This window comes from Lichenibacterium dinghuense, assembly GCF_021730615.1.
Lineage (GTDB): Bacteria > Pseudomonadota > Alphaproteobacteria > Rhizobiales > Beijerinckiaceae > Lichenihabitans > Lichenihabitans dinghuensis.
On the sequence record NZ_JAJLMN010000001.1, the window covers coordinates 1,661,155 to 1,681,363 of the forward strand.

Sequence of the window (20,209 nt, forward strand, 5' to 3'; positions counted from 1 at the left end):
TCCCTGATCTTGGCGTTCGCCGCCGATAAGGACCGAAAGGGATCTTTCCTCGGTGCGCCGCCGGCCGGGTCCGAAGGCGGTCCGGAGCCTCGCGCCCGGCGTTTCGCCTCGACGGAGCGGTTGCGCGGGACTAGAACGACACCAATTTCCAGTGATCGCGCACCGATCCCGCAGCCTCGCCCCCGCAGGAGCCCGTCCATGCCTCCCTATCGCTCACGCACCACGACCCACGGCCGCAACATGGCCGGCGCCCGGGGCCTCTGGCGTGCGACGGGCATGAAGGACAACGACTTCGGCAAGCCCATCATCGCGGTGGCGAACAGCTTCACGCAGTTCGTGCCCGGCCACGTCCACCTGAAGGACCTCGGCCAGCTGGTCGCGCGCGAGATCGAGCGCGCGGGCGGCGTCGCCAAGGAGTTCAACACCATCGCGGTCGACGACGGCATCGCCATGGGCCACGACGGCATGCTGTACAGCCTGCCGAGCCGCGAGGTCATCGCGGACAGCGTCGAATACATGGTCAACGCCCACTGCGCCGACGCCGTGGTGTGCATCTCCAACTGCGACAAGATCACCCCCGGCATGCTGATGGCGGCGCTGCGCCTCAACATCCCGGCCATCTTCGTGTCGGGCGGCCCGATGGAGGCCGGCAAGGTCGACCACCGCGGCAAGATCAAGCCGCTCGACCTCGTCGACGCCATGATCGCGGCGGCCGACGACGACTACACCGACGAGGAAGTGAAGGTCATCGAGCGCTCGGCCTGCCCGACCTGCGGCTCCTGCTCGGGCATGTTCACCGCCAACTCGATGAACTGCCTCGTGGAAGCGCTGGGCCTCGGCCTGCCGGGCAACGGCTCGACGCTCGCCACCCACGCGGACCGCGAGCGGCTGTTCCTGGAGGCCGGCCGCCGCATCGTCGACCTCGCCAAGCGCTACTACGAGAAGGACGAGGCCGGCGTGCTGCCGCGCTCGATCGCGACCTTCGAGGCCTTCGAGAACGCCATGACGCTCGACATCGCCATGGGCGGGTCGACCAACACGGTGCTGCACCTGCTCGCCGCCGCCCACGAGGGCGAGGTGAACTTCTCCATGGCGGACATCGACCGCTTGAGCCGCCGCGTGCCCTGCCTGTCCAAGGTCGCGCCCGCGAAGTCGGACGTCCACATGGAGGACGTGCACCGCGCCGGCGGCATCATGGCGCTGCTCGGCGAGCTCGACCGCGCCGGGCTGATCAACGCCCACTGCCGCACGGTCCATTCCGATTCGATGGGCGAGGCGCTCGCGAAGTGGGACGTGATGCGGACCGAGGACGAGGCGGTGCGCGAGTTCTACCGCGCGGCGCCGGGCGGCGTGCCGACCCAGGTGGCCTTCAGCCAGAGCCGCCGCTACGAGGAGCTCGACACCGACCGCGCGGGCGGCGTCATCCGCGACAAGGCCCACGCCTTCAGCCAGGACGGCGGCCTCGCCGTGCTTTACGGAAACCTCGCCGAGGAGGGCTCCATCGTGAAGACGGCGGGCGTCGACCCGTCGAACCTCACCTTCGAGGGGCCGGCGCGCGTCTTCGAGAGCCAGGACGCGGCCGTGGATGCGATCCTGACCAACCGCGTCATCGCCGGCGAGGTGGTGGTGATCCGCTACGAGGGCCCGCGCGGCGGCCCCGGCATGCAGGAGATGCTGTATCCGACGAGCTACCTGAAGTCGAAGGGCCTCGGCAAGCTCTGCGCCCTCGTCACCGACGGCCGCTTCTCGGGCGCGACCTCGGGCCTGTCGATCGGCCACGCGTCGCCCGAGGCCGCCGAGGGCGGCACGATCGCGCTGGTCGAGAACGGTGACCGGATCTCGATCGACATCCCGAACCGCTCGATCCACCTCGACGTGCCGGACGCCGAACTCGCCCGCCGCCGCGCCGCGCTGGCGGACGGCCGCGGCTTCAAGCCGGCGGAGCCCCGCAAGCGCAAGGTGACGACGGCCCTCAAGGCCTACGCGGCGCTCACCACCAGCGCGTCGAAGGGCGCGGTGCGGGTGCTGCCGGAGTGATGCGGCCGGGCCGCGGGAGTCCGCGGCCCATCCCGGGCCTCCGGCACCGGGACGTGCGGCCCGCTCGTTCGACCGGCGTGGCTGGGTCTCCCCCGCCGGCACGCTGCGGAATTCTTCTCGCAGCCGAGCATCAGCGGTGCTGCCTCCGGGTCTGCAACCTCACCGCACGACGGATGGGCTTCGCCCAGCGGGCGGTTCACTTACGGATCGGGCAGGCTGAAGCCTGAGCCATGATGGGGCGGCCGCGCCGAGAAGGCATCTCGGTTCACGGAGGCGGGCGATTCGACCCGTCGGGCGTGAGGGCCGGAACAGGGCCGCCGTCGAGAGATCGCCGACGGTGTGTCCAATGCTCGTGCCCCTGTCGCGGTCAATCCTGGGGGCCGCAGCCCTTCTGAGGATGGCCTGCCCGGCAGAGGCGCAGGCGGCGGAGGCCGCACCGGTGCCGGGCGTCGCCGCGGGGCCGGGCGCGACGCCGCCACGCGAGACCGACCGGCCCTGACACCCATCCGAACCCGAAGCGGCAGGCGCTGCCATCCGTGTGCCAGTGGGCGGAATCCTGCCTGGACGTGGTCTTGGGCGATGGATGTCCGCGGTCATCGCACAGGCTTCGGTGTCCGAGTTCGCCGCCTCCGCGGCGGCGGCGCAGTGCACCTCGGCGGCCGCGGTCAGCCTGCCCCGTCCGCCGGGATGAGGCTGACGTGGGCCGCGACGATGCGCCAGCCTTCGGGGAACCGCGCCCAGCTCTGCATCTGGCGCCCGACGCGGTCGGGCGCGGAATCGCGCGTGAACAAGGTCGAGGCGGTGGCGAAGTCGGTGCCGAACGTCGTCACGACGGTGCGCTCCAGCGTCCGCGCCAGTCCGGCGGCCGGGCGGGCCGCCCGGAACGCCGCGATGGCGGCGTGGCCGTAGAGGTTCTCACCCGCGCCGTAGCGGATCGCCCGCGCGTCGCGCCAGAAGAAGGCGTCGAGCGCCGCGACGTCGTTGCCCACCAGCGCGGCCTCGTAGGCCGCGAAGGCCGCCTCGACCTCGGCGAGTGTGGCGGGGTGGTCGATCACCATGGCGATGCTCCGGGAAGGCGGACTGGCTCGCATGTTGCAGGCCAGCCGGCCCTGATGTCAGCAGGAGTCGTGCCGTGTCCCCGCCCTTGAACCGCAGCGCGCTCCACGCCGCCTACCGCGACGGCCTCGATCCCGCCCGCGTCGCGGAGGGGTGCCTCGCCGGGGCGGAGGCGCCGGAAGCGCGCGGCACATTCATCGCGCTCGCGCCGGAGGCGGCGCGCGCGGCCGTGGCGGCGCTCGGCCCCTTCGACCCGGTCGCCAAGCCGCTCTGGGGCCTGCCCTTCGCGGTCAAGGACAACATCGACCTCGCCGGCCTGCCCACAACGGCGGCCTGCCCGGCCTTCGCCTCCACGCCCGAGCGCTCCGCCACGGCGGTGGCGCGGCTCCTCGCGGCGGGTGCGGTCCCGGTCGGCAAGACCAACCTCGACCAGTTCGCCACCGGCCTCGTCGGCGTGCGGTCGCCCTATCCCCCGCCGCTGAACAGCTTCGACCCGGCGATCGTGCCGGGCGGCTCGTCGTCGGGCTCGGCCGTGGCGGTGGCGCGGGGCCTCGCCACCTTCGCGCTCGGCACCGACACGGCCGGCTCGGGCCGGGTGCCGGCGGGGCTGAACAACCTCGTCGGCCTGAAGCCGACGCTCGGCGCCGTGCCGGTGCGAGGGGTCGTCCCGGCCTGCCAGACGCTCGACTGCGTGTCGGTCTTCGCCCTCACGGTCGAGGACGCCTGGGCGGCGGCCTCTGCGATGGCCGGGTACGACGCCGAGGATCCCTGGTCGAAGCGCGTGGCCCTTCGCGCGCCCGGCCCGGTGCCGCCGCGCCTGCGCGCCGGCGTGCCCGACGCCCGCAGCCGCCGCTTCTTCGGCGACGGGAACGCCGAGCGCGCCTTCGACCGGGCGCTGAAGCTCTACACCGGCCTCGGCATCGACCTCGTCGAGGTCGACTTCGCGCCGCTCTTCGCCGTCGCGGCCCTGCTCTACGAGGGCGCCTGGGTGGCGGAGCGCTACGCCGCGATCCGCCCCTTCATCGCGGCCCACCGCGACGCGCTGCACCCCACCACGGCGCGGATCATCCTCGGCGCGGAATCGCTGTCGGCCGCCGACGCCTTCGCCGGGATCTACCGCCTCGCGGAGCTGCGCCGCGAGGCCGAGCCGCTGTGGGACGGGCTCGACCTGCTGGCCGTCCCCACCGTGCCGCGCGCCTACCGGGTGGCGGAGCTCGACGCGGACCCGATCGGCCCCAACGCGGCGCTCGGCACCTACACCAACTTCGTCAACCTGCTCGACCTCTGCGCCCTCGCCGTGCCGGGGCCGTTCCGCGACGACGGCTTCCCGTCCGGCACCACGCTGGTCGCCCCCGCGGGCCGCGACGGCCTTCTCGCCGCGGTGGGCGCCGCGCTGCACCGCGCGGCCGGCGTGCCGATGGGCGCCACCGGGCACCCGCTGCCGCCCGGGCCCGCGGCGGCCGGCGCGGGCGGCGCGCCGGCCGGGGAGGTCGAGCTCGTGGTCATCGGTGCCCACCTGTCGGGCATGCCGCTCAACCGCGACCTCGTGGCGCTCGGCGGCACCTTCCGCCGCGCCGTCGACACGCGGCCGGAATACCGCCTCCACGCCCTGCCGGGCGGGCCGCCGGCCCGGCCCGGCCTGCTGCGCGTCGGCGATGGCGGGGGCGCGGTCGCGGCCGAGGTGTGGAGCCTGCCGCCGGACGGCTTCGGCCGGTTCGTCGACACGGTGCCGCCGCCGCTCTGCATCGGCCGCGTGCGGCTCGCCGACGGCACGGCGCCGGCGGGTTTCCTGTGCGAGCCGGCCGGCCTCGCGGGCGCGCGCGACATCACGCATCTCGGCGGCTGGCGGGCCTTCGTGGCCGGCGGGTGAGCGCCGGAGGGTTCTCCCCGCTCCTGGCATGATGAATGCAATGCAGGCCGGAGACGACCCTTCCGGAGCCCTCGATGACGATCGCCCTCGACCGCCGACGCTTTCTGCAGAGTTCGGGCGCCGCCGCGCTCGCGGCCGGCCTGTTCCCGCGCGCGGCCGTCGCGGCGGACCCGCTCACGATCGGCGTGATCTACGTCGGCGCCCGCGACGACTTCGGCTGGAACCAGGCCCATGCCGTGGGGGTGAAGGCGCTGAAGGCGCTGCCCGACGTCAAGGTGGTCGAGGAGGAGAACGTCCCCGAGACGGACGCCGTGTCGAAGACCATGGAATCCATGATCAACCTCGACGGCGCGAAGCTGATCCTGCCGACCTCGTTCGGCTACTGGTCGCCCTTCGTGCTCGACGAGGCCAAGGCCAACGCCGACGTGCAGTTCCGCCACGCGGCGCCGCTGTGGAAGCCGTCGGACCCGACGAACGCGGGCTCCTACTGGCCCTTCCTGGATCAGGCCCACTACATCGACGGCGTCGCGGCGGGCCTCGCCTCGAAGAGCGGCAAGCTCGGCTTCGTGGCGGCCAAGCCCGTCGGCATCGTGCTGCGCAACATCAACTCCTTCCTGACGGGCGCCCGCACCACCAATCCTAACGCCACCGTCCAGGTGATCTTCACCGGCGACTGGTCGCTGCCGGTGCGCGAGGCCGAGGCCACCAACGCCCTCGTGGACGCCGGCTGCGACCTCATCACCTGCCACGTCGACGGGCCCAAGGTGGTGATCCAGACCGCGGAATCGCGCGGCGTGAAGTGCTGCGGCCACAACGCCGACCAGTCGTCGCTGGCCCCGAAGGGCTTCGTGACCGGCGCTGAATATAAATGGGGCACGATCTACACCGGATATGCCGGTTTGATCGGCAAGGGCCAGCCGTTGCCGAATTTCACGTTCGGCGGCTACGACAAGGACATGGTCCAGAACTCGCCCTACGGCGCCGGCGCCACGGAGCCGGCCCGCAAGGCCGCCGACGCCGCGATCGCCAAGCTGAAGGCGGGTGCCCCGATCTTCGCCACCGCCATCAAGGACAACAACGGCCGCATCGTCGTGGCGAGCGTGCCGCCCGACAACTACGCCGACGTGTTCAACAAGATGGACTACCTCGTCGACGGCGTGATCGGCTCGACGCATTGACGCAGCTTTCCTTCTCCCCTCGCGGGAGAAGGGTGCGTGCGACGGAGGAAGACTTCCATGAGCAGGGTCGAACGATGACGGACGCGGTCGGCACGGCGGCGCATCTCACGGCGGCCCCCGCGCGGCGGGGCTCGGCGGCGGCGCTGCGGCTGCGCGCCGCCTCGGAATACGTCATCATCCCCGTCCTCGCGGTCGTGGCCGCCTCGCTGATCTTCGCGCTCTTCCTCCTGGCGCTCGGCAAGTCCCCCGCGGCCTTCCTCGACCTCCTGTGGATCGGCGGCTTCGGCTCGGCCTTCTCCTGGGGCAACACGCTGAGCCGCGCGGCGCCGCTGATCCTGACCGCGCTGACGGTCGCGATCCCGGCCCAGCTCGGCCTCACGATCATCGGGGGCGAGGGCGCGCTGGTGCTCGGCGGCTTCGCGGCCGCCGCCCTCGCGGTGCCCTTCGTGGGCTCCGGCGCGCCCGCCGCCGCGGTGCTGCCCCTGATGGCGCTGGCCGCCATGGCGGCCGGGGCCTCCTGGATCGGCCTCGCCGGCCTCCTCCGCTTGAAGCGCGGCGTCAACGAGACGATCTCGTCGCTCCTCCTGTCCTACGTCGCCATCGCGGTCACGCTGTTCTTCGTGGAGGGGCCGCTGCGCGACCCGGCCTCGACCGCCAAGGCCTCGACGCTGCCGATCGGCGCCGCCTACGCGGTGGGCAAGATGCCCTTCCTCAACGTGCACTGGGGCTTCGCGGCCGGCGTGGTCGTGGCGGCGCTCCTCGGCGTGCTGATGTCGCGCACGACCTTCGGCTTCGCGGCCCGCATCACCGGCGGCAACATCCGCGCCGCCCAGGCGCAGGGGCTGCCGGTCGGCAAGCTCATGCTCGCCTGCTGCGCCCTCGCCGGCGCCGCGGCGGGCCTCGCCGGCTTCTTCGAGGTCGCGGCCGTGCAGGGCCGGGCGAACGCGTCGCTGGCGGCCGGCTACGGCTTCACCGGCATCCTCGTGTCGTTCCTGGCGCGCCACAACCCGTTCGCGATCCCCCCCGTGGCGGTGCTGTTCGGCGGGCTCGCGGCGGCGGGCGGCCTCGTGCAGCGCCGCATGGGCCTGCCCGACGCCACCGTGCTGGTGCTGCAGGGCTTCATCTTCGTGGTGCTGCTCGCCTCCGAGACGCTCTACGGCCGCTTCTCGGTGTTCCGGATCTCGGGCCGGCAGGGGCGGGCATGAGCGCGCCGCTCGCCATCGTGCTCACCGCCATGCTGGGCGGGGCCATCCGGGTGTCGACGCCCTTCATCTTCGTGGCGCTCGGCGAAACGCTCACGGAGAAGTCGGGCCGCATCAACCTCGGCCTCGAAGGCACGCTCGTGCTCGGCGCCATGCTGGGCTACGCGACCGCCTACGAGACGGGCTCGCCCTGGCTGGGCGTGCTGGCCGGCGGCATGGCCGGCGTGCTGCTCGGCGCGCTTCACGGCGTGCTGTGCTCGCTGCCGCGCGTCAACGACATCGCGGTCGGCATCGCCCTGATGACGCTCGGCACCGGCCTCGCCTTCTTCTTCGGCAAGCCCTTCATCCAGCCCGAGGCGCCGCATCTCCCCTCCGTGCCGCTCGCCGACTGGACGGGCGACCACGCCCTCGCCGAGGCGCTGCGCGTCAACCCGCTGTTCTTCGTCGGCATCGCGGCGGCGCTCGTCATAGCCTGGGGGTTCCGCAACACGCGGGTCGGCCTCGTGGTCCGCACCACCGGCGACAGCGCCGCGGCGGCGCTCGCCATGGGCATCCCGGTCGACCGCGTCCGCGTGCTCGCGACCGCGGCGGGGGGATTCCTCGCCGGCGTCGGCGGCTCGTTTCTGTCGCTGTCCTACCCGGGCTCCTGGAACGAGGGGCTCTCGTCGGGCCAGGGCCTGATGGCGGTGGCGCTCGTCATCTTCGCGCGCTGGAGCCCCGTCCGCTGCGTCGGCGCGGCGCTGCTGTTCGGCGCCGCGGGCGCGCTCGGGCCGGCGCTGCAGTCGGTCGGCGTCACGCAGGGCTACTACCTGTTCAACGCCGCCCCCTACGTCCTGACGCTGCTCATCATGGTGGGCTCGTCGGGCTCCGTCGACGCGCACCGGGCCGCGCCCGGCGAGCTGTCGATCACGCGATGAAACCCGGACAGGATCCAAGATGAACGGACTCGGCGGCCTCAACCGCAGCACCAACGGCGTCGTGATCGGCCTCGTGCAGCTCCAGCTGCCCACCGTGGCGACGCCGGCGGAGCTCGCCGCGCAGACGGACCGCATCGTCGGCATGGTCGCCAAGGCGCGGGCCAACATGCCCACGATGGACCTCGTGGTCTTCCCCGAATACGCCCTGCACGGCCTGTCGATGAACACCGACCCGGCCATCATGTGCCGGATGGACGGCCCGGAGGTCGCGGCCTTCAGCGCGGCCTGCGCGGAGCACCGCATCTGGGGCTGCTTCTCCATCATGGAGTTCAACCCGCACGGCAACCCCTACAACGTCGGCCTCGTCATCGACGACGCCGGCGCGGTGCAGCTGTACTATCGCAAGATGCACCCCTGGGTGCCGGTCGAGCCCTGGGAGCCGGGGGACGGCGGCATTCCCGTGATCGACGGGCCGAACGGCTGCAGGCTCGGCCTCATCATCTGCCACGACGGCATGTTCCCCGAGATGGCGCGCGAATGCGCCTACAAGGGCGCCGAGGTGATGCTGCGCACGGCCGGCTACACGGCGCCGATGCGCGACGCCTGGCGCTTCACCAACCAGTCGAACAGCTTCTGCAACCTCATGGTCACGGCCAGCGTGTGCATGTCGGGCTCGGACGGCACCTTCGACTCGATGGGCGAGGGCATGGTCTGCAACTTCGACGGCTCGGTCATCGCCCACGGCACGAGCGGCCGGCCGGACGAGATCATCACCGCGGAGGTCAGGCCCGACCTCGTGCGCGAGGCCCGCGCGGTGTGGGGGCCGGAGAACAACATCTACCAGCTCGGCCACCGCGGCTTCTCGGCCGTGCGCGGCGGCGCGGGCGACTGCCCCTACACCTACATGACCGACCTCGCGGCCGGCCTCTACCGCCTGCCCTGGGAAAGCAGCGTGCAGGTCACGGACGGCACCTCCTGCGGCCTCCCCGCCCCGACGCGCCGCTACGGCGAATCCGACATCAGGGAGGCCGCCGAATGAGCGCGGTCGCGGCCGAACCCTACCCCTGGCCCTACGACGGGGACCTGCGCCCCGCCAACACGGCGCTGGTGATCATCGACATGCAGGTCGATTTCTGCGGCGTCGGCGGCTACGTCGACCGCATGGGCTACGACCTGTCGCTCACCCGCGCGCCGGTCGAGCCGATCCGCCGCGTGCTCGCCGCCATGCGGGCCGGCGGCTACGCGGTGATCCACACGCGCGAGGGGCACCGGCCGGACCTCTCCGACCTGCCGGACAACAAGCGCTGGCGCTCGCGCCGCATCGGCGCCGGCATCGGCGACGACGGCCCCTGCGGGCGCGTGCTGGTGCGGGGCGAGCCCGGCTGGGAGATCATCCCGGAGCTCGCGCCGCTGCCCGGCGAGGTGGTGATCGACAAGCCCGGCAAGGGCTCGTTCTGCGCGACCGACCTCGAGCTGATCCTGCGCACGCGGGGCATCCGCAACCTCGTGCTCACCGGCATCACCACGGACGTCTGCGTGTCGACCACCATGCGCGAGGCCAACGATCGCGGCTTCGAATGCGTGGTGCTCGGCGACTGCTGCGGCGCGACGGACCGCTCGAACCACGACGCGGCGCTGCGCATGGTGACGATGCAGGGCGGGGTGTTCGGCGCCGTGTCGAGCGCGGACGCGCTGCTGGCGGGGCTGCGCTGATGCCGCGCCGCCGCGCCTTCGTGCACCGGATCTCGACCGGGGCGCCCGACGACGCCTCGGGCCTGGAGCGCGCCTTCGCCGACGGCCGCATCGACGCCGGCTCGGTCGTGGCGATCCTCGGCAAGACGGAGGGCAACGGCCTCGTCAACGATTGGACGCGGGCGCTCGCGGCGCGCGCGCTGCGCGACGCCCTCGCGCGGCACGCTGGCCCCGAGGTCGCCGACGAGGCCTGCCTCGTCATGTCGGGCGGCACCGAGGGCGGCCTCGCGCCCCACGTCACCGTGTTCGAGGTGCGGCCCGACGACGGGCCGGAGCGGGCCGGCGCCCTCGCCATCGGCCGCGCGCGCACGGCCGACCTTCCCCCGGAGCACCTCGGCCGGCAGGCCCAGGTCAGGGCCGTCGCCGGGGCGGTCGAAGCCGCGATGCGCGACGCCGGCATCCCCGACCCCGACGACGTCCACTTCGTCCAGGTGAAATGCCCGCTGCTGACGGGCGAGCGGATCGCGGAAGCGCGCGGGCGCGGCCAGCACTGCGCCACCTCCGACACGCTGAAGTCCATGGGCCTGTCGCGCGCCGCGGCGTCGCTCGGCGTCGCGGCCGCGCTCGGCGAGGTGGAGCACGTGCCCGAGGCGGCGATCGGGCGCGACTTCGCGGCCTTCTCGACCCGCGCCTCCGCCTCGGCCGGCGTCGAGCTCGCCGGGCACGAGGTGGTGGTGATGGGCCGCGGCCGGGGCTGGTCGGGCCCCCTGCGGATCGACCACGCCGTCATGGCCGACGGGCTCGACGTCGAGCCCGTGCGCGCCGCCCTGGCGCGGCTCGGCCTGCCCGCGGCGGGCCGGCCCGCCCCGGCGCGCCTCGTCGCGCTGCTCGCCAAGGCCGAGGCGCCGTCGGGCGGCCGGCTCCGCGGCTTCCGCCACACGATGCTGACCGACTCCGACCTGTCGGCCACGCGCCATGCCCGCGCCTTCGCGGCCGGCGCGCTGGGGAGCCTCGTCGGCCACGCGGAGATCTACGTCTCGGGCGGCGCCGAGCATCAGGGGCCCGACGGGGGCGGCCCCGTGGCGGTCATCGCCGAAGAAGCCGGAGAACGCGCATGAGGGGTCCCGCCGTCGCCGCGACGCCCCGCCCCGGTGCCGTCTCGGTCTCCACCGTCGGCATGACGAAGCGCTTCGGCGGCTTCACGGCCCTCGACGGCGTGTCGATCGACGTGCCGGCCGGCGCCTTCCACGTGCTGCTCGGCGAGAACGGCGCCGGCAAGTCCACCCTCGTCAAATGCATCATGGGCTTCTACCAGCCCGACGCCGGCTCGCTGCTCGTCGACGGGAAGCCCGCCGCCGTGCGCAACCCGCGCGACGCGCGGGCGCTCGGTATCGGCATGGTGTACCAGCACTTCACGCTGGTGCCGTCGCTGACCGGCGCCGAGAACCTCGTCATCTCCCGCGCCGACGCGCCGGCCGTGATCGACTGGCGGCGCGAGCGCGAGCGCCTCGCGGCCTTCACCGAACGCATGCCCTTCCGCGTGCCGCTCGACCGCCCGGTGGCGAGCCTCGCCGCGGGCGAGAAGCAGAAGCTGGAGATCCTCAAGCTCCTCTACCTCGACGGCCGCTTCCTGATCCTCGATGAGCCCACCTCCGTGCTCACGCCCGGCGAAGCCGACGAGATCCTCGGCCTGCTGCGCGGCATGACGGAGCGGGGCGAGCTGTCCGTGCTGATGATCAGCCACAAGTTCCGCGAGGTGACGGCCTTCGCCGACGCCGTGTCGGTGCTGCGGCGCGGCGCGTTGGCGGGCGGCGGCCGCGTCGCCGAGTTGACCACGGACGGCATGGCGCGGCTGATGATCGGCGACACGGCCGTGCGCGAGCGCGGGGCCCGCGCCGCCGTGAAGGACGCCGGCGTGGTGCTCGACCTCGCCGGCCTCGTGGCAGACGACGACGCGGGCCGCACCGCGGTCGACGGCGTGAGCCTCAAGGTCAGGGCCGGCGAGATCGTCGGCATCGCGGGCGTGTCGGGCAACGGGCAGGCCGCGCTGGTCGAGGTGCTGAACGGCCAGCGCAGCTTGCGCGACGGCCGCATCTTCATCCGCGAGGAGCCCTTCGAGCCGGTGCGGCGCGACTTCGACCGGTTCCGCGTCTTCGGCCTGCCCGAGGAGCCGCTGAAGAACGCCGCCGTGCCGCGCATGAGCGTGGCCGAGAACATCGCCTTCCGGGCCTTCGACAAGCCGCCCGCGGCCAAGTTCGGCTGGTGGCTGTCGCCGAGCCCGATCCGGGCGCGGGCGGCCGACCTCGTCGCGCGCTACGGCGTCAAGACCGCCTCGCTCGACGCGCCCATCTCCACCCTGTCGGGCGGCAACGTGCAGCGCGCCGTGCTGGCGCGCGAGCTGTCCGGCGAGGTCGACGTGCTGGTCGTCGCCAACCCCTGCTTCGGGCTCGACTTCGCGTCCGTGGCCGAGATCCGCGGCCAGATCATGGACCAGCGCAACCGCGGCGCGGCGGTGCTGCTCGTGTCCGAGGACCTCGACGAGATCCTGGAGCTCGCCGACCGCGTCGCCGTCATGTCGGAAGGGCACATCGCCTATTCGGCGCCCGTCGACGAGACCGACCGGACGACGATCGGCCGGCACATGGCGGGGCATTGATGGAAGACCTGCATCGTCACGGAGCGGCATGCGCGCCCCTTCTCCCGTTCACGGGAGAAGGGGCCCCCACGCAGTGGGGGCGGATGAGGGGATGGGGGGCGGTGCCGTCTCCCCTCATCCGACCGGGCTTTGCCCGGCCACCTTCTCCCGCACGCGGGAGAAGGACAGCCCCATGATCTCCGTCCCCGCCGACCCCTACCCCTACCCGCTCGACCCCGACCACGTGGCGCTCGTCGTCATCGACATGCAGCGCGACTTCGTCGAGCCCGGCGGCTTCGGCGCGGCGCTCGGCAACGACGTGACGCGCCTCCAGTCGGCGATCCCCGCCGTGGCGGAGCTGATCGCGCTGTTCCGCGCGAAGCGCTGGCCGGTGGTCCACACCCGCGAATGCCACGCGCCCGACCTCGGCGACCTCCCGCCGTCGAAGCGCGGGCGCGGGCGCGGCGCCGCGCGCATCGGCGACCCCGGCCCGATGGGCCGCATCCTGGTGCGGGGCGAGCCGGGCGCCGAGATCGTGGCCGACTGCGCGCCCCTGCCCGGCGAGCCCGTGGTCGACAAGCCCGGCAAGGGCATGTTCCACGCGACGGGCGTCGAGGCGATGCTGCGGGGCCTCGGCGTCACGCACCTCGTCTTCGCCGGCGTCACCACCGAGGTCTGCGTCCAGACCTCGATGCGCGAGGCCAACGACCGCGGCTTCGAGTGCCTGGTCGTCTCCGACGCGACCGAGAGCTACTTCCCCGACTTCAAGGCCGCGACGCTGCGCATGATCGCGGCGCAGGACGGCATCGTCGGCTGGGTGGCCCCGCTCGCGGCCTTGCGGGAGGCTCTGGCGTGACGGCCCCGGCCTTCGACCCCGAGGCCGTGATCGACGCGATGGCGCCGCTGCTCGGCCTCGCGGTCGCGCCCGAGCACCGCGCCGGGATCGCCGCGAACCTGCGCGCCCTCGCCGCCATGGCGGCCCTGGTGCTCGACCCGCCGGTCGGCGACCACGCCGAGCCGGCGCCCGTCTTCACGCCGGTGATCCCCCATGGCTGATCTCGGCGCCCTGTCGGCGGCCGCGATCGCCCGCGGGGTGGCGGCGGGGTCCCTGCCCGCCGAGGCCGTCGCGCGGGCGGCGCTGGGTCGCATCGCGGCCCACGACGGGCGCGTCGGCGCCTTCACGCATGTCGCGACGGAGCGCGCCCTGGCGACGGCGCGGGCGCTCGACGCGGCGCGGGCCGCGGGCCACCTGCTCGGCCCCCTGGCGGGCGTGCCCTTCGCGGTGAAGAACCTGTTCGACCTCGCGGGCGTGCCCACCCTCGCGGGCTCCAGGATCGAGCGCGACGCGGCGCCGGCGGGGCGCGACGCCGCCCTGGTCGAGCGGATGGAGGCGGCGGGCGCCGTGTGCCTCGGGGCGCTCAACATGGGCGAATACGCCTACGACTTCACGGGCGAGAACGCCCACGACGGCCCGTCCCGCAACCCGCACGACCTCGGCCGCATGTCGGGCGGCTCGTCCGGCGGCTCGGCGGCCGCGGTGGCGGCGGGCTTCGTGCCGCTGGCCCTGGGCTCGGACACCAACGGCTCGATCCGGGTGCCGTCGTCGCTCTGCGGGACCTTCGGGCTGAAGCCCACCTACGGGCGGCTCGGCCGCGCCCGCACCTTCCCGTTCGTGGCGAGCCTCGACCACCTCGGCCCCTTCGCCCGCTCGGCCGAGGACCTCGCGCTCTGCTACGACGCCCTGCAGGGGCCCGACCCCGACGACGCGGGTTGCGCGAACCGCGCCGCCGAGCCGACCCTGGGTCTCCTGGAGCGGGGGGCCGCCGGCCTGCGCGTCGCCGTGGCGGGCGGCTATTTCGCGGCCGACGACGTGCCGGACGCCCGCGACGCGGTGGCGCGCTGCGCCGCCGCCCTCGGCGCGACCCGACGCGTGGAGCTGCCCGGCGCCGCGCGCGCCCGCGCGGCGGCCTTCCTCGTCACCGCCACCGAGGGCGCCGCCCTGCACCTCGACCGCCTGCGGGCGCGCGCGCAGGACTTCGACCCCGCGGTGCGCGACCGCCTGCTGGCCGGCGCCATGGTGCCGGCCGCCTGGGTGGCGCAGGCCCAGAAGGCCCGCCGCCGCTTCGCCGAGGAGGCGGCCCGCGCCTTCGACGGCGTGGACATCATCCTCGCGCCCGCGACGCCCTCGCGCGCGCCGCGCCTCGGGCAGGCGACCATGAGGGTCGGCGCGCTGGACCTGCCGGTGCGGGCCAACCTCGGCCTCTACACCCAGCCGATCTCCTGCATCGGGCTGCCCGTGGCGGCCGTGCCGGTCTGGCTCGACGGCGGCCTGCCGATCGGCGTCCAGGTCATCGCGCCGCCCTGGCGCGAGGACCTCGCCCTCCGGGTCGCGGCGGCGCTGGAGGCGGCGGGCGTGGCGCGGGCGCCGGTGGCGCCGCTCTGACGGGCTGCGGCCCGGCCTCATCCGCGCTGTCCACGGCATCAGGCCGGTCCGAGGGCCTCACGGATCGCCCACGCGCGGGTATAGAGCGGGGAGCGCGCTGGCGGGAGCGGACCCGTCGAGCGGCGACGGGCCGGCTCGACGGGCCCGAGCGGAGGACGAGAGTCATGAGGCGATCCGAGATCAACGGCGTGCTTCGCCGCGGCGAAGAGTTCATCCGCTCCTTCGGATACGCCCTACCCCCCTTCGCCGGCCTGTCCCCGGACGACATGGGCGCCCGCCGCGACGCGCTGGGCACGGTCATCGACCGCGGGCTCGGCTGGGACGTGACCGACTTCGGGAGCGGCGACTTCGCGCGCACCGGGCTCCTGCTGTTCACCGCTCGCAACGGGGTCGCGGCCGGGTCGGCGGCTCGAGGGCTCGTCTACGCCGAGAAGATCATGGTCGTCCGCGAGGGGCAGTTCACCCCCACGCACCGGCACGAGCGCAAGGCCGAGGACATCATCAACCGCGGCGGGGGCGTGCTCGCGCTGCGGCTGTTCGGGGCCGGGCCGGACGGCTCGGTCGACCAGGAGGGAGCCGTCGAGGTCATGACGGACGGCGTGACGCGCGTGCTCCGGGGAGGCGACGTGCTGCGGTTGCGGCCGGGCGAGAGCGTGACCCTGCTCCCGCGCCTCCACTGGCACGCCTTCTGGGGCGAGGACGGCGACGTGCTGGTCGGCGAGGTCTCCACCGTCAACGACGACGTCGCGGACAACGTGTTCCTCGAACCGGTCGGGCGCTTCGCCTCCATCGAGGAGGACGAGGCGCCGTTCCGCCTGCTGGTCTCCGATTACGCCGGCCTGCTCCGAAGCTGAGGGGCGGCCCGCCGGATCCGGTCCCCCGCGGCGTCCACGGAGGTGACGGGATCGCGCGGCGGTCGCGTCAGTCGTCCGGCAGGGCGAGGATCGCCCGCGCCGTCGCGACGTCGGTGACGAGGGCGTTGACCAGCTTGGCCCGCACGGCGGCCCTGATCGCCATGGCCTTGGCGGGCGACGAGGCGACGCCCACGACGAGCGGGACGGAGCGGATCTGGGCGGGCGACATGGCGATCAGCCGGCGCTCGCCCTCCCACGGGATGAGCTCGCCCCGCGCGTCGAAATAATGCCGGATCACGTCCCCCACGGCGTGGACGAGCGCCTGCTCGTCGCGCGTGATCTGCAGGCGCCCCTGTCCGGGGTCGACCGCGTGCGGCACGCCGATGCCCACGATCGCCGCGTCCACCCGGTCCCACAGCGCGACGTGTTCCGCGATGACGGCGTCGCTCAGCAGCACCTCCCGGGCGTCGAGCGAGGGCAGGTAGGGCGCGTGGATGAAGCGGGGGGTGCCGCCCATCTGCTCGGCCGCGAGGCGCACGAACTCGCCGATCTGGAAGTGCGGGGCGGGCTGCTGCATGCCGCCCGTCGCCGGCACCGTGACGACGCCCGGCATGCGCGGCAGGCCGGTCGCGATGATCTCGCGCACCGCCCGCCCCCACCCCACCGCCACGACGGACCCCGCCGACAGCGACGCGTCCTTCAGGAACGAGCCGACGGGCCCGGCCAGGGCCGCGAGGCCGCCCGCGTCGGTGCCGTCGACCACGGCGGCCCGCTTGAGCCCGAGCCGCGACGTGAGCTTGGCGTTGACCTCGTTCGGCGTCTCGAGCTCGCGCACCTCGATGTGCACGATCCCCTCGCTCCGCGCGCGGCGCAGCAGGCGGGACACCGTGGCGGTCGACACGTTCAGCCGCCGCGCGATCTCGACCTGCGACAGGTCGGCCTCGTAGTGCAGCTTTGCCACGGTGTGGAGAGTCGTACGGGAGGCGAGGTCCTGGGGCACGTCGACGGACAGCTTGAAATTCCTTCCTGCAACATGTTACAGAACCCGCGGCCGAGAGGGAAGGGGTTCCATGCCCCGGTCCTCCGCGGCGCGCGGCCGCCGCGGAGTCCAGTGTAGGACATCTCCGGGCCTGCGGCAGCGATTTCCCGACCGGATCCAGAGCAGGACCAACGACGATGCCAGCCATGACGACGGCCGAGAGCCGCGGGTACCAGCAGATCTGCGGGCGCGACGGGGCCATGATGGTCATCGCCGCGGACCAGCGCGGCGGCATGCGGAAGATCATGGCCGCGCAGCCCTCGGAGGAGGCGGCCATCACCGAGGCCATGCTCGGCGAAACCAAGGCCGACATCGCCACGCATCTCGCGAGCGCGGCCGGCTGCATCCTGCTCGACCCTGTCTGCGCCGTGCCCGGCATCGTCGACGGCAAGGTCCTGGCGCGCGACACGGCGCTGCTGATCGGCCTCGACGCGTCGGGCTTCGACGTCACGGCGGAAGGCTACCAGCTGTCGAGGCTCGTGCCGGGGGTGGACGCCCGCAGGGTGCGGGCGCTCGGCGGCACCGGCGGCAAGATCATGGTCTACCTCCGGGCCGACCGTCCGGAGGCCAACACGGCCAACGTCGAGATCCTGCGCCGCTGCATCGAGGACTTCGCCCGCGAGGACCTGCTGCTCGTCGTCGAGTTCCTGACCTACCGGCTGCCCGACGAGAGCAGGGAGGACTATCAGGCGGCCTTCCCCGGCCTCATCGAGGAGGGCACGCGCATCTGCGTGGAGCTCGGCTCCAAGGTGCTGAAACTGCCCTATCCGGGCAGCGCCGAGGCCTGCGCGCGCGTGACGGCGCTGTGCGGCGACATCCCCTGGGCGGTGCTGTCCGCGGGCGTCGACCACGAGACCTTCCTGGGCCAGGTCGAGACCGCGATGGCCAACGGGGCTTCGGGCGTCATCGCCGGGCGCGCCCTGTGGAAGGACTGCATCTCGCTCGACCGCGACGTGACGCGCCTGCGGCTGACCTCCGTCGCCGTCCCGCGCCTGCGCCAGATCCAGGAGATCGTCGCGCGGCACCGGGGCGCCGCGACGCGGGCCGCCTGAGCCGCCCATGTCCAGCGGCGATTGGACGATCGGCGTCGACGTCGGCGGCAGCAACCTGCGGGCCGCCCGCGTGGGGCGGGACGGCGCGCTCGACGACAGGCGCTCCGAGCGCATCAGCCGGGACCCGGACGCCGCGGTGTCGCGCATCCGGGACCTGTGCCGGGATCTGGGCTCCTCCCCCGTCGCCGGCATCGGCATCGGCATCCCGGGCCGGGTCGACGGCCGCCGCCGGCGCGTCCTGTCCGGCGGCTACATCGACTTCGCGGCGTCCCGGCTCGTCGAGCGGATCGAGGACGCGGTCGGGGTGCCGGTCTCGATCGACAACGACTGCAACATGGCGCTCGTGGCCGAGATGGCGGTCGGCGCCGCGCGGGGCGCCCGCGACGTCGTCATGTTCACGATCGGGACGGGCATCGGCGGCGCGGTCGCGCTCGACGGCGTCGTCACGCGCGGGGCGGGCACCGCCGGGCAGCTCGGCCACCTCACGGTGGAGGCGGACGGGCCGCCCTGCAACTGCGGCCGTCGCGGCTGCGTGGAGACCCTGAGTTCCGGCTCCGCGCTGGGCCGGCGCGTCGCGGAGGCGGGGTTTTCCCCGGAAACCCGCCTCGACGACCTCGAGGCGGCCGCGGCCCGCGGCGACGCGCGGGCGGAGGCGGTCCTCTCCGGCTGGATCGCCCCGCTGCGATCGGCCATCGACAGCATGGTGGCGGCGGTCTGCCCCGACCTCGTGCTGCTCGGGGGCGGGCTCGGCGCCGCCGCCGCCGCCGCGCTCGTCCGGGCTCCCGCGGCGTCGCCCTGGTACCAGTGCGCGGTCCGGGCGGCGCTCCTCGGCGACGAGGCCGGGGTCATCGGAGCGGGGCTCGCGGCCGGCGGCCGGACGGGGGGAGACGGACGGCGATGAAGAAGGCCATCCTGGTCAACGGCGTGCCGGCGAGCGGGAAGAGCACGGTGGCGCGCGCCCTCGCGCGGCGGTTCGGCGCGCCCCTGATGACGCTCGACACCGTCAAGGAGCCGCTGTTCCACCACGTCGGCATCGGCGACCGCGAGCACAACCGCAAGCTCGGGCGGGCCAGCTACGAGATCATCTTCGCCGCCGTCGGCGAATGGCCCGACGACGCGCTGGTCGTGGTCGACGCCTGGTTCGGGTTCCAGCCTCCGGAGGTGCTGGAGCGCCACCTGCTCACGGCCGGCATCGGCCGCACCGTCGAGCTCTGGTGCACGGCCCCCGGCCCCGTGCTGGCCGAGCGCTACCTGTCCCGGACGGGCGCCCGCTCCCCGGGGCATCCGGGGCCCGAATACGCGCCCGAACTCGTCGCGCTCAGCGCCCGCGCGGCGCCCATCGGGCGCGGCCCGCTCCTGGCCATCGACACCACGGAACCCTTCCGCCTCGACGAGGCTGCGGATTTAGTGGCGCGGGCCCTCGATGTGCCCCCGCCGGCCCGATCCGGCGGGGCCCTCAGCAGGCCGTGAAGCCGCCGTCGATCGGCAGGGACACGCCCGTGATCATGGAAGCGCCGTCGCCGAGCAGGAACACGATCGGCGCGGCGATCTCGTCCTCGGTGGCCCAGCGCCCGAGCGGCATGGCCGACAGCAGCGGGTCGCCGACCTCGGGCCTGCCCCAGTACCAGGCCGACATGGGTGTCATGATCACGGTCGGGTTCACGCTGTTGACCCGGATGTCGTAGCGGCCGAGCTCCAGCGCCGAGACGCGGGTGATGTTGTCGAGCGCGGCCTTCGAGGAGCCGTAGGAGATGTGGCCGGACAGGGCCACCAGCGAGGCCTGGCTCGACACGTTGACGATGGAGCCGCCCCGGCCGAGCCGGATCATCGAGCGCGACGCGTATTTGGTGACGAGCAACGCGCCGCGCGCGTTGACCGCGATCACCTTGTCGAAGACGGAGATGTCGGTCTCCATCGGGGTCGCGATCTCGCCGCCGAAGCCGCCGCAGTTGACGAGGCCGTAGAGGTCGAGGTCGCCCACCGCGCCGCGGATGCTGTCCTCCGATTCGAGGTCGAAGGGCAGCGTCCGGCAGCCCGTGGAGGCCGCGAGCGCCGCGAGCGCGTCCACCGAGCGGCCGCCGGCGACGACGTCGGCCCCCGCCGCCACGAGTTGCCGGACCGTGGCCCCGCCGATGCCGCCGCTGGCGCCGGTCACCAGCACCGTTTTGCCGTCCAAACCGAACATGATGGATCCTCCGGGCGGATCGCCGTGGTGACGGACGGCCGGCGCCCCT

The 20,209-nt window shown here is 73.8% G+C and carries 19 protein-coding genes; 16 read left to right on the forward strand and 3 right to left on the reverse strand.

Translation table 11 applies throughout. The features are described from left to right. Positions 1-198 precede the first annotated feature (198 nt). Complete coding sequence (gene ilvD / locus L7N97_RS07955) at positions 199-2,037, forward strand: dihydroxy-acid dehydratase (protein WP_237477782.1); 1,839 nt, start codon at positions 199-201, stop codon at positions 2,035-2,037. Positions 2,038-2,702: 665 nt separating this feature from the next. On the opposite strand, the gene hpxZ is transcribed toward ilvD, so the two are convergent. After that, positions 2,703-3,095 (reverse strand): oxalurate catabolism protein HpxZ, encoded by a 393-nt coding sequence (gene hpxZ / locus L7N97_RS07960; RefSeq protein ID WP_237477783.1) that lies wholly within the window; start codon positions 3,093-3,095, stop codon positions 2,703-2,705. Between the two features lie 74 nt (positions 3,096-3,169). On the opposite strand from hpxZ, the gene atzF reads away from it, so the two are divergent. The 12 genes from atzF (at position 3,170) to L7N97_RS08020 (ending at position 15,884) form a co-directional block, all read left to right on the forward strand. Further along, positions 3,170-4,963 carry an allophanate hydrolase gene (gene atzF, locus L7N97_RS07965; RefSeq protein WP_237477784.1) on the forward strand — a complete coding sequence of 598 codons (1,794 nt, stop codon included), beginning with the start codon at positions 3,170-3,172 and terminating at the stop codon, positions 4,961-4,963. Between the two features lie 74 nt (positions 4,964-5,037). Continuing rightward, on the forward strand, positions 5,038-6,141 hold the full coding sequence (locus L7N97_RS07970; RefSeq protein WP_237477785.1) for a BMP family ABC transporter substrate-binding protein: 1,104 nt from the start codon (positions 5,038-5,040) through the stop codon (positions 6,139-6,141). A gap of 74 nt (positions 6,142-6,215) precedes the next feature. Further along, positions 6,216-7,346, forward strand: coding sequence for an ABC transporter permease (locus L7N97_RS07975; RefSeq protein ID WP_237477786.1), 1,131 nt, complete (start codon positions 6,216-6,218; stop codon positions 7,344-7,346). After that, positions 7,343-8,260, forward strand: a complete 918-nt coding sequence (locus L7N97_RS07980) for an ABC transporter permease (RefSeq protein WP_237477787.1) — start codon at positions 7,343-7,345, stop codon at positions 8,258-8,260. Before L7N97_RS07975 ends, L7N97_RS07980 begins: the two co-directional genes overlap by 4 nt. Before the next feature lie 19 nt (positions 8,261-8,279). Continuing rightward, positions 8,280-9,299, forward strand: coding sequence for a formamidase (locus tag L7N97_RS07985; RefSeq protein WP_237477788.1), 1,020 nt, complete (start codon positions 8,280-8,282; stop codon positions 9,297-9,299). Beyond that, complete coding sequence (gene biuH / locus L7N97_RS07990) at positions 9,296-9,973, forward strand: biuret amidohydrolase (RefSeq protein WP_237477789.1); 678 nt, start codon at positions 9,296-9,298, stop codon at positions 9,971-9,973. The genes L7N97_RS07985 and biuH overlap by 4 nt, the downstream gene beginning before the upstream one ends. Continuing rightward, entirely contained in the window at positions 9,973-11,070 is a 1,098-nt protein-coding gene (gene atzD, locus L7N97_RS07995; RefSeq protein ID WP_237477790.1) for a cyanuric acid amidohydrolase, read from the forward strand. Before biuH ends, atzD begins: the two co-directional genes overlap by 1 nt. Next, a complete protein-coding gene (locus L7N97_RS08000) occupies positions 11,067-12,608 on the forward strand; it encodes an ABC transporter ATP-binding protein (RefSeq protein WP_237477791.1) in 1,542 nt (513 codons plus the stop codon). Before atzD ends, L7N97_RS08000 begins: the two co-directional genes overlap by 4 nt. Positions 12,609-12,780: 172 nt before the next feature. After that, positions 12,781-13,443 carry a cysteine hydrolase family protein gene (locus L7N97_RS08005; protein WP_237477792.1) on the forward strand — a complete coding sequence of 221 codons (663 nt, stop codon included), beginning with the start codon at positions 12,781-12,783 and terminating at the stop codon, positions 13,441-13,443. Beyond that, a complete protein-coding gene (locus tag L7N97_RS08010; protein ID WP_237477793.1) occupies positions 13,440-13,643 on the forward strand; it encodes an AtzG-like protein in 204 nt (67 codons plus the stop codon). The genes L7N97_RS08005 and L7N97_RS08010 overlap by 4 nt, the downstream gene beginning before the upstream one ends. Then, a complete protein-coding gene (locus tag L7N97_RS08015) occupies positions 13,636-15,030 on the forward strand; it encodes an AtzE family amidohydrolase (RefSeq protein WP_237477794.1) in 1,395 nt (464 codons plus the stop codon). Before L7N97_RS08010 ends, L7N97_RS08015 begins: the two co-directional genes overlap by 8 nt. 164 nt (positions 15,031-15,194) lie before the next feature. Further along, entirely contained in the window at positions 15,195-15,884 is a 690-nt protein-coding gene (locus L7N97_RS08020) for a D-lyxose/D-mannose family sugar isomerase (protein ID WP_237477795.1), read from the forward strand. 67 nt (positions 15,885-15,951) lie between these two features. Here L7N97_RS08020 and L7N97_RS08025 read toward each other — a convergent pair whose 3' ends face one another. Continuing rightward, complete coding sequence (locus L7N97_RS08025) at positions 15,952-16,884, reverse strand: sugar-binding transcriptional regulator (RefSeq protein WP_309242768.1); 933 nt, start codon at positions 16,882-16,884, stop codon at positions 15,952-15,954. Positions 16,885-17,060: 176 nt separating this feature from the next. Here L7N97_RS08025 and L7N97_RS08030 point away from each other — a divergent pair, with 176 nt between their 5' ends. Genes L7N97_RS08030 through L7N97_RS08040 form a run of 3 tightly spaced genes read left to right on the forward strand, consistent with a single transcriptional unit; the run spans position 17,061 to position 19,445 of the window. After that, complete coding sequence (locus L7N97_RS08030; protein ID WP_237477797.1) at positions 17,061-17,975, forward strand: tagatose-bisphosphate aldolase; 915 nt, start codon at positions 17,061-17,063, stop codon at positions 17,973-17,975. A 7-nt stretch (positions 17,976-17,982) separates the two neighbouring features. Beyond that, positions 17,983-18,876 carry an ROK family protein gene (locus L7N97_RS08035; protein ID WP_237477798.1) on the forward strand — a complete coding sequence of 298 codons (894 nt, stop codon included), beginning with the start codon at positions 17,983-17,985 and terminating at the stop codon, positions 18,874-18,876. Then, a complete protein-coding gene (locus L7N97_RS08040) occupies positions 18,873-19,445 on the forward strand; it encodes a P-loop nucleotide/nucleoside kinase family protein (RefSeq protein ID WP_237477799.1) in 573 nt (190 codons plus the stop codon). The genes L7N97_RS08035 and L7N97_RS08040 overlap by 4 nt, the downstream gene beginning before the upstream one ends. Here L7N97_RS08040 and L7N97_RS08045 read toward each other — a convergent pair. Beyond that, positions 19,432-20,160 (reverse strand): SDR family oxidoreductase, encoded by a 729-nt coding sequence (locus tag L7N97_RS08045; RefSeq protein WP_237477800.1) that lies wholly within the window; start codon positions 20,158-20,160, stop codon positions 19,432-19,434. The genes L7N97_RS08040 and L7N97_RS08045 overlap by 14 nt on opposite strands. Positions 20,161-20,209: the final 49 nt, after the last annotated feature.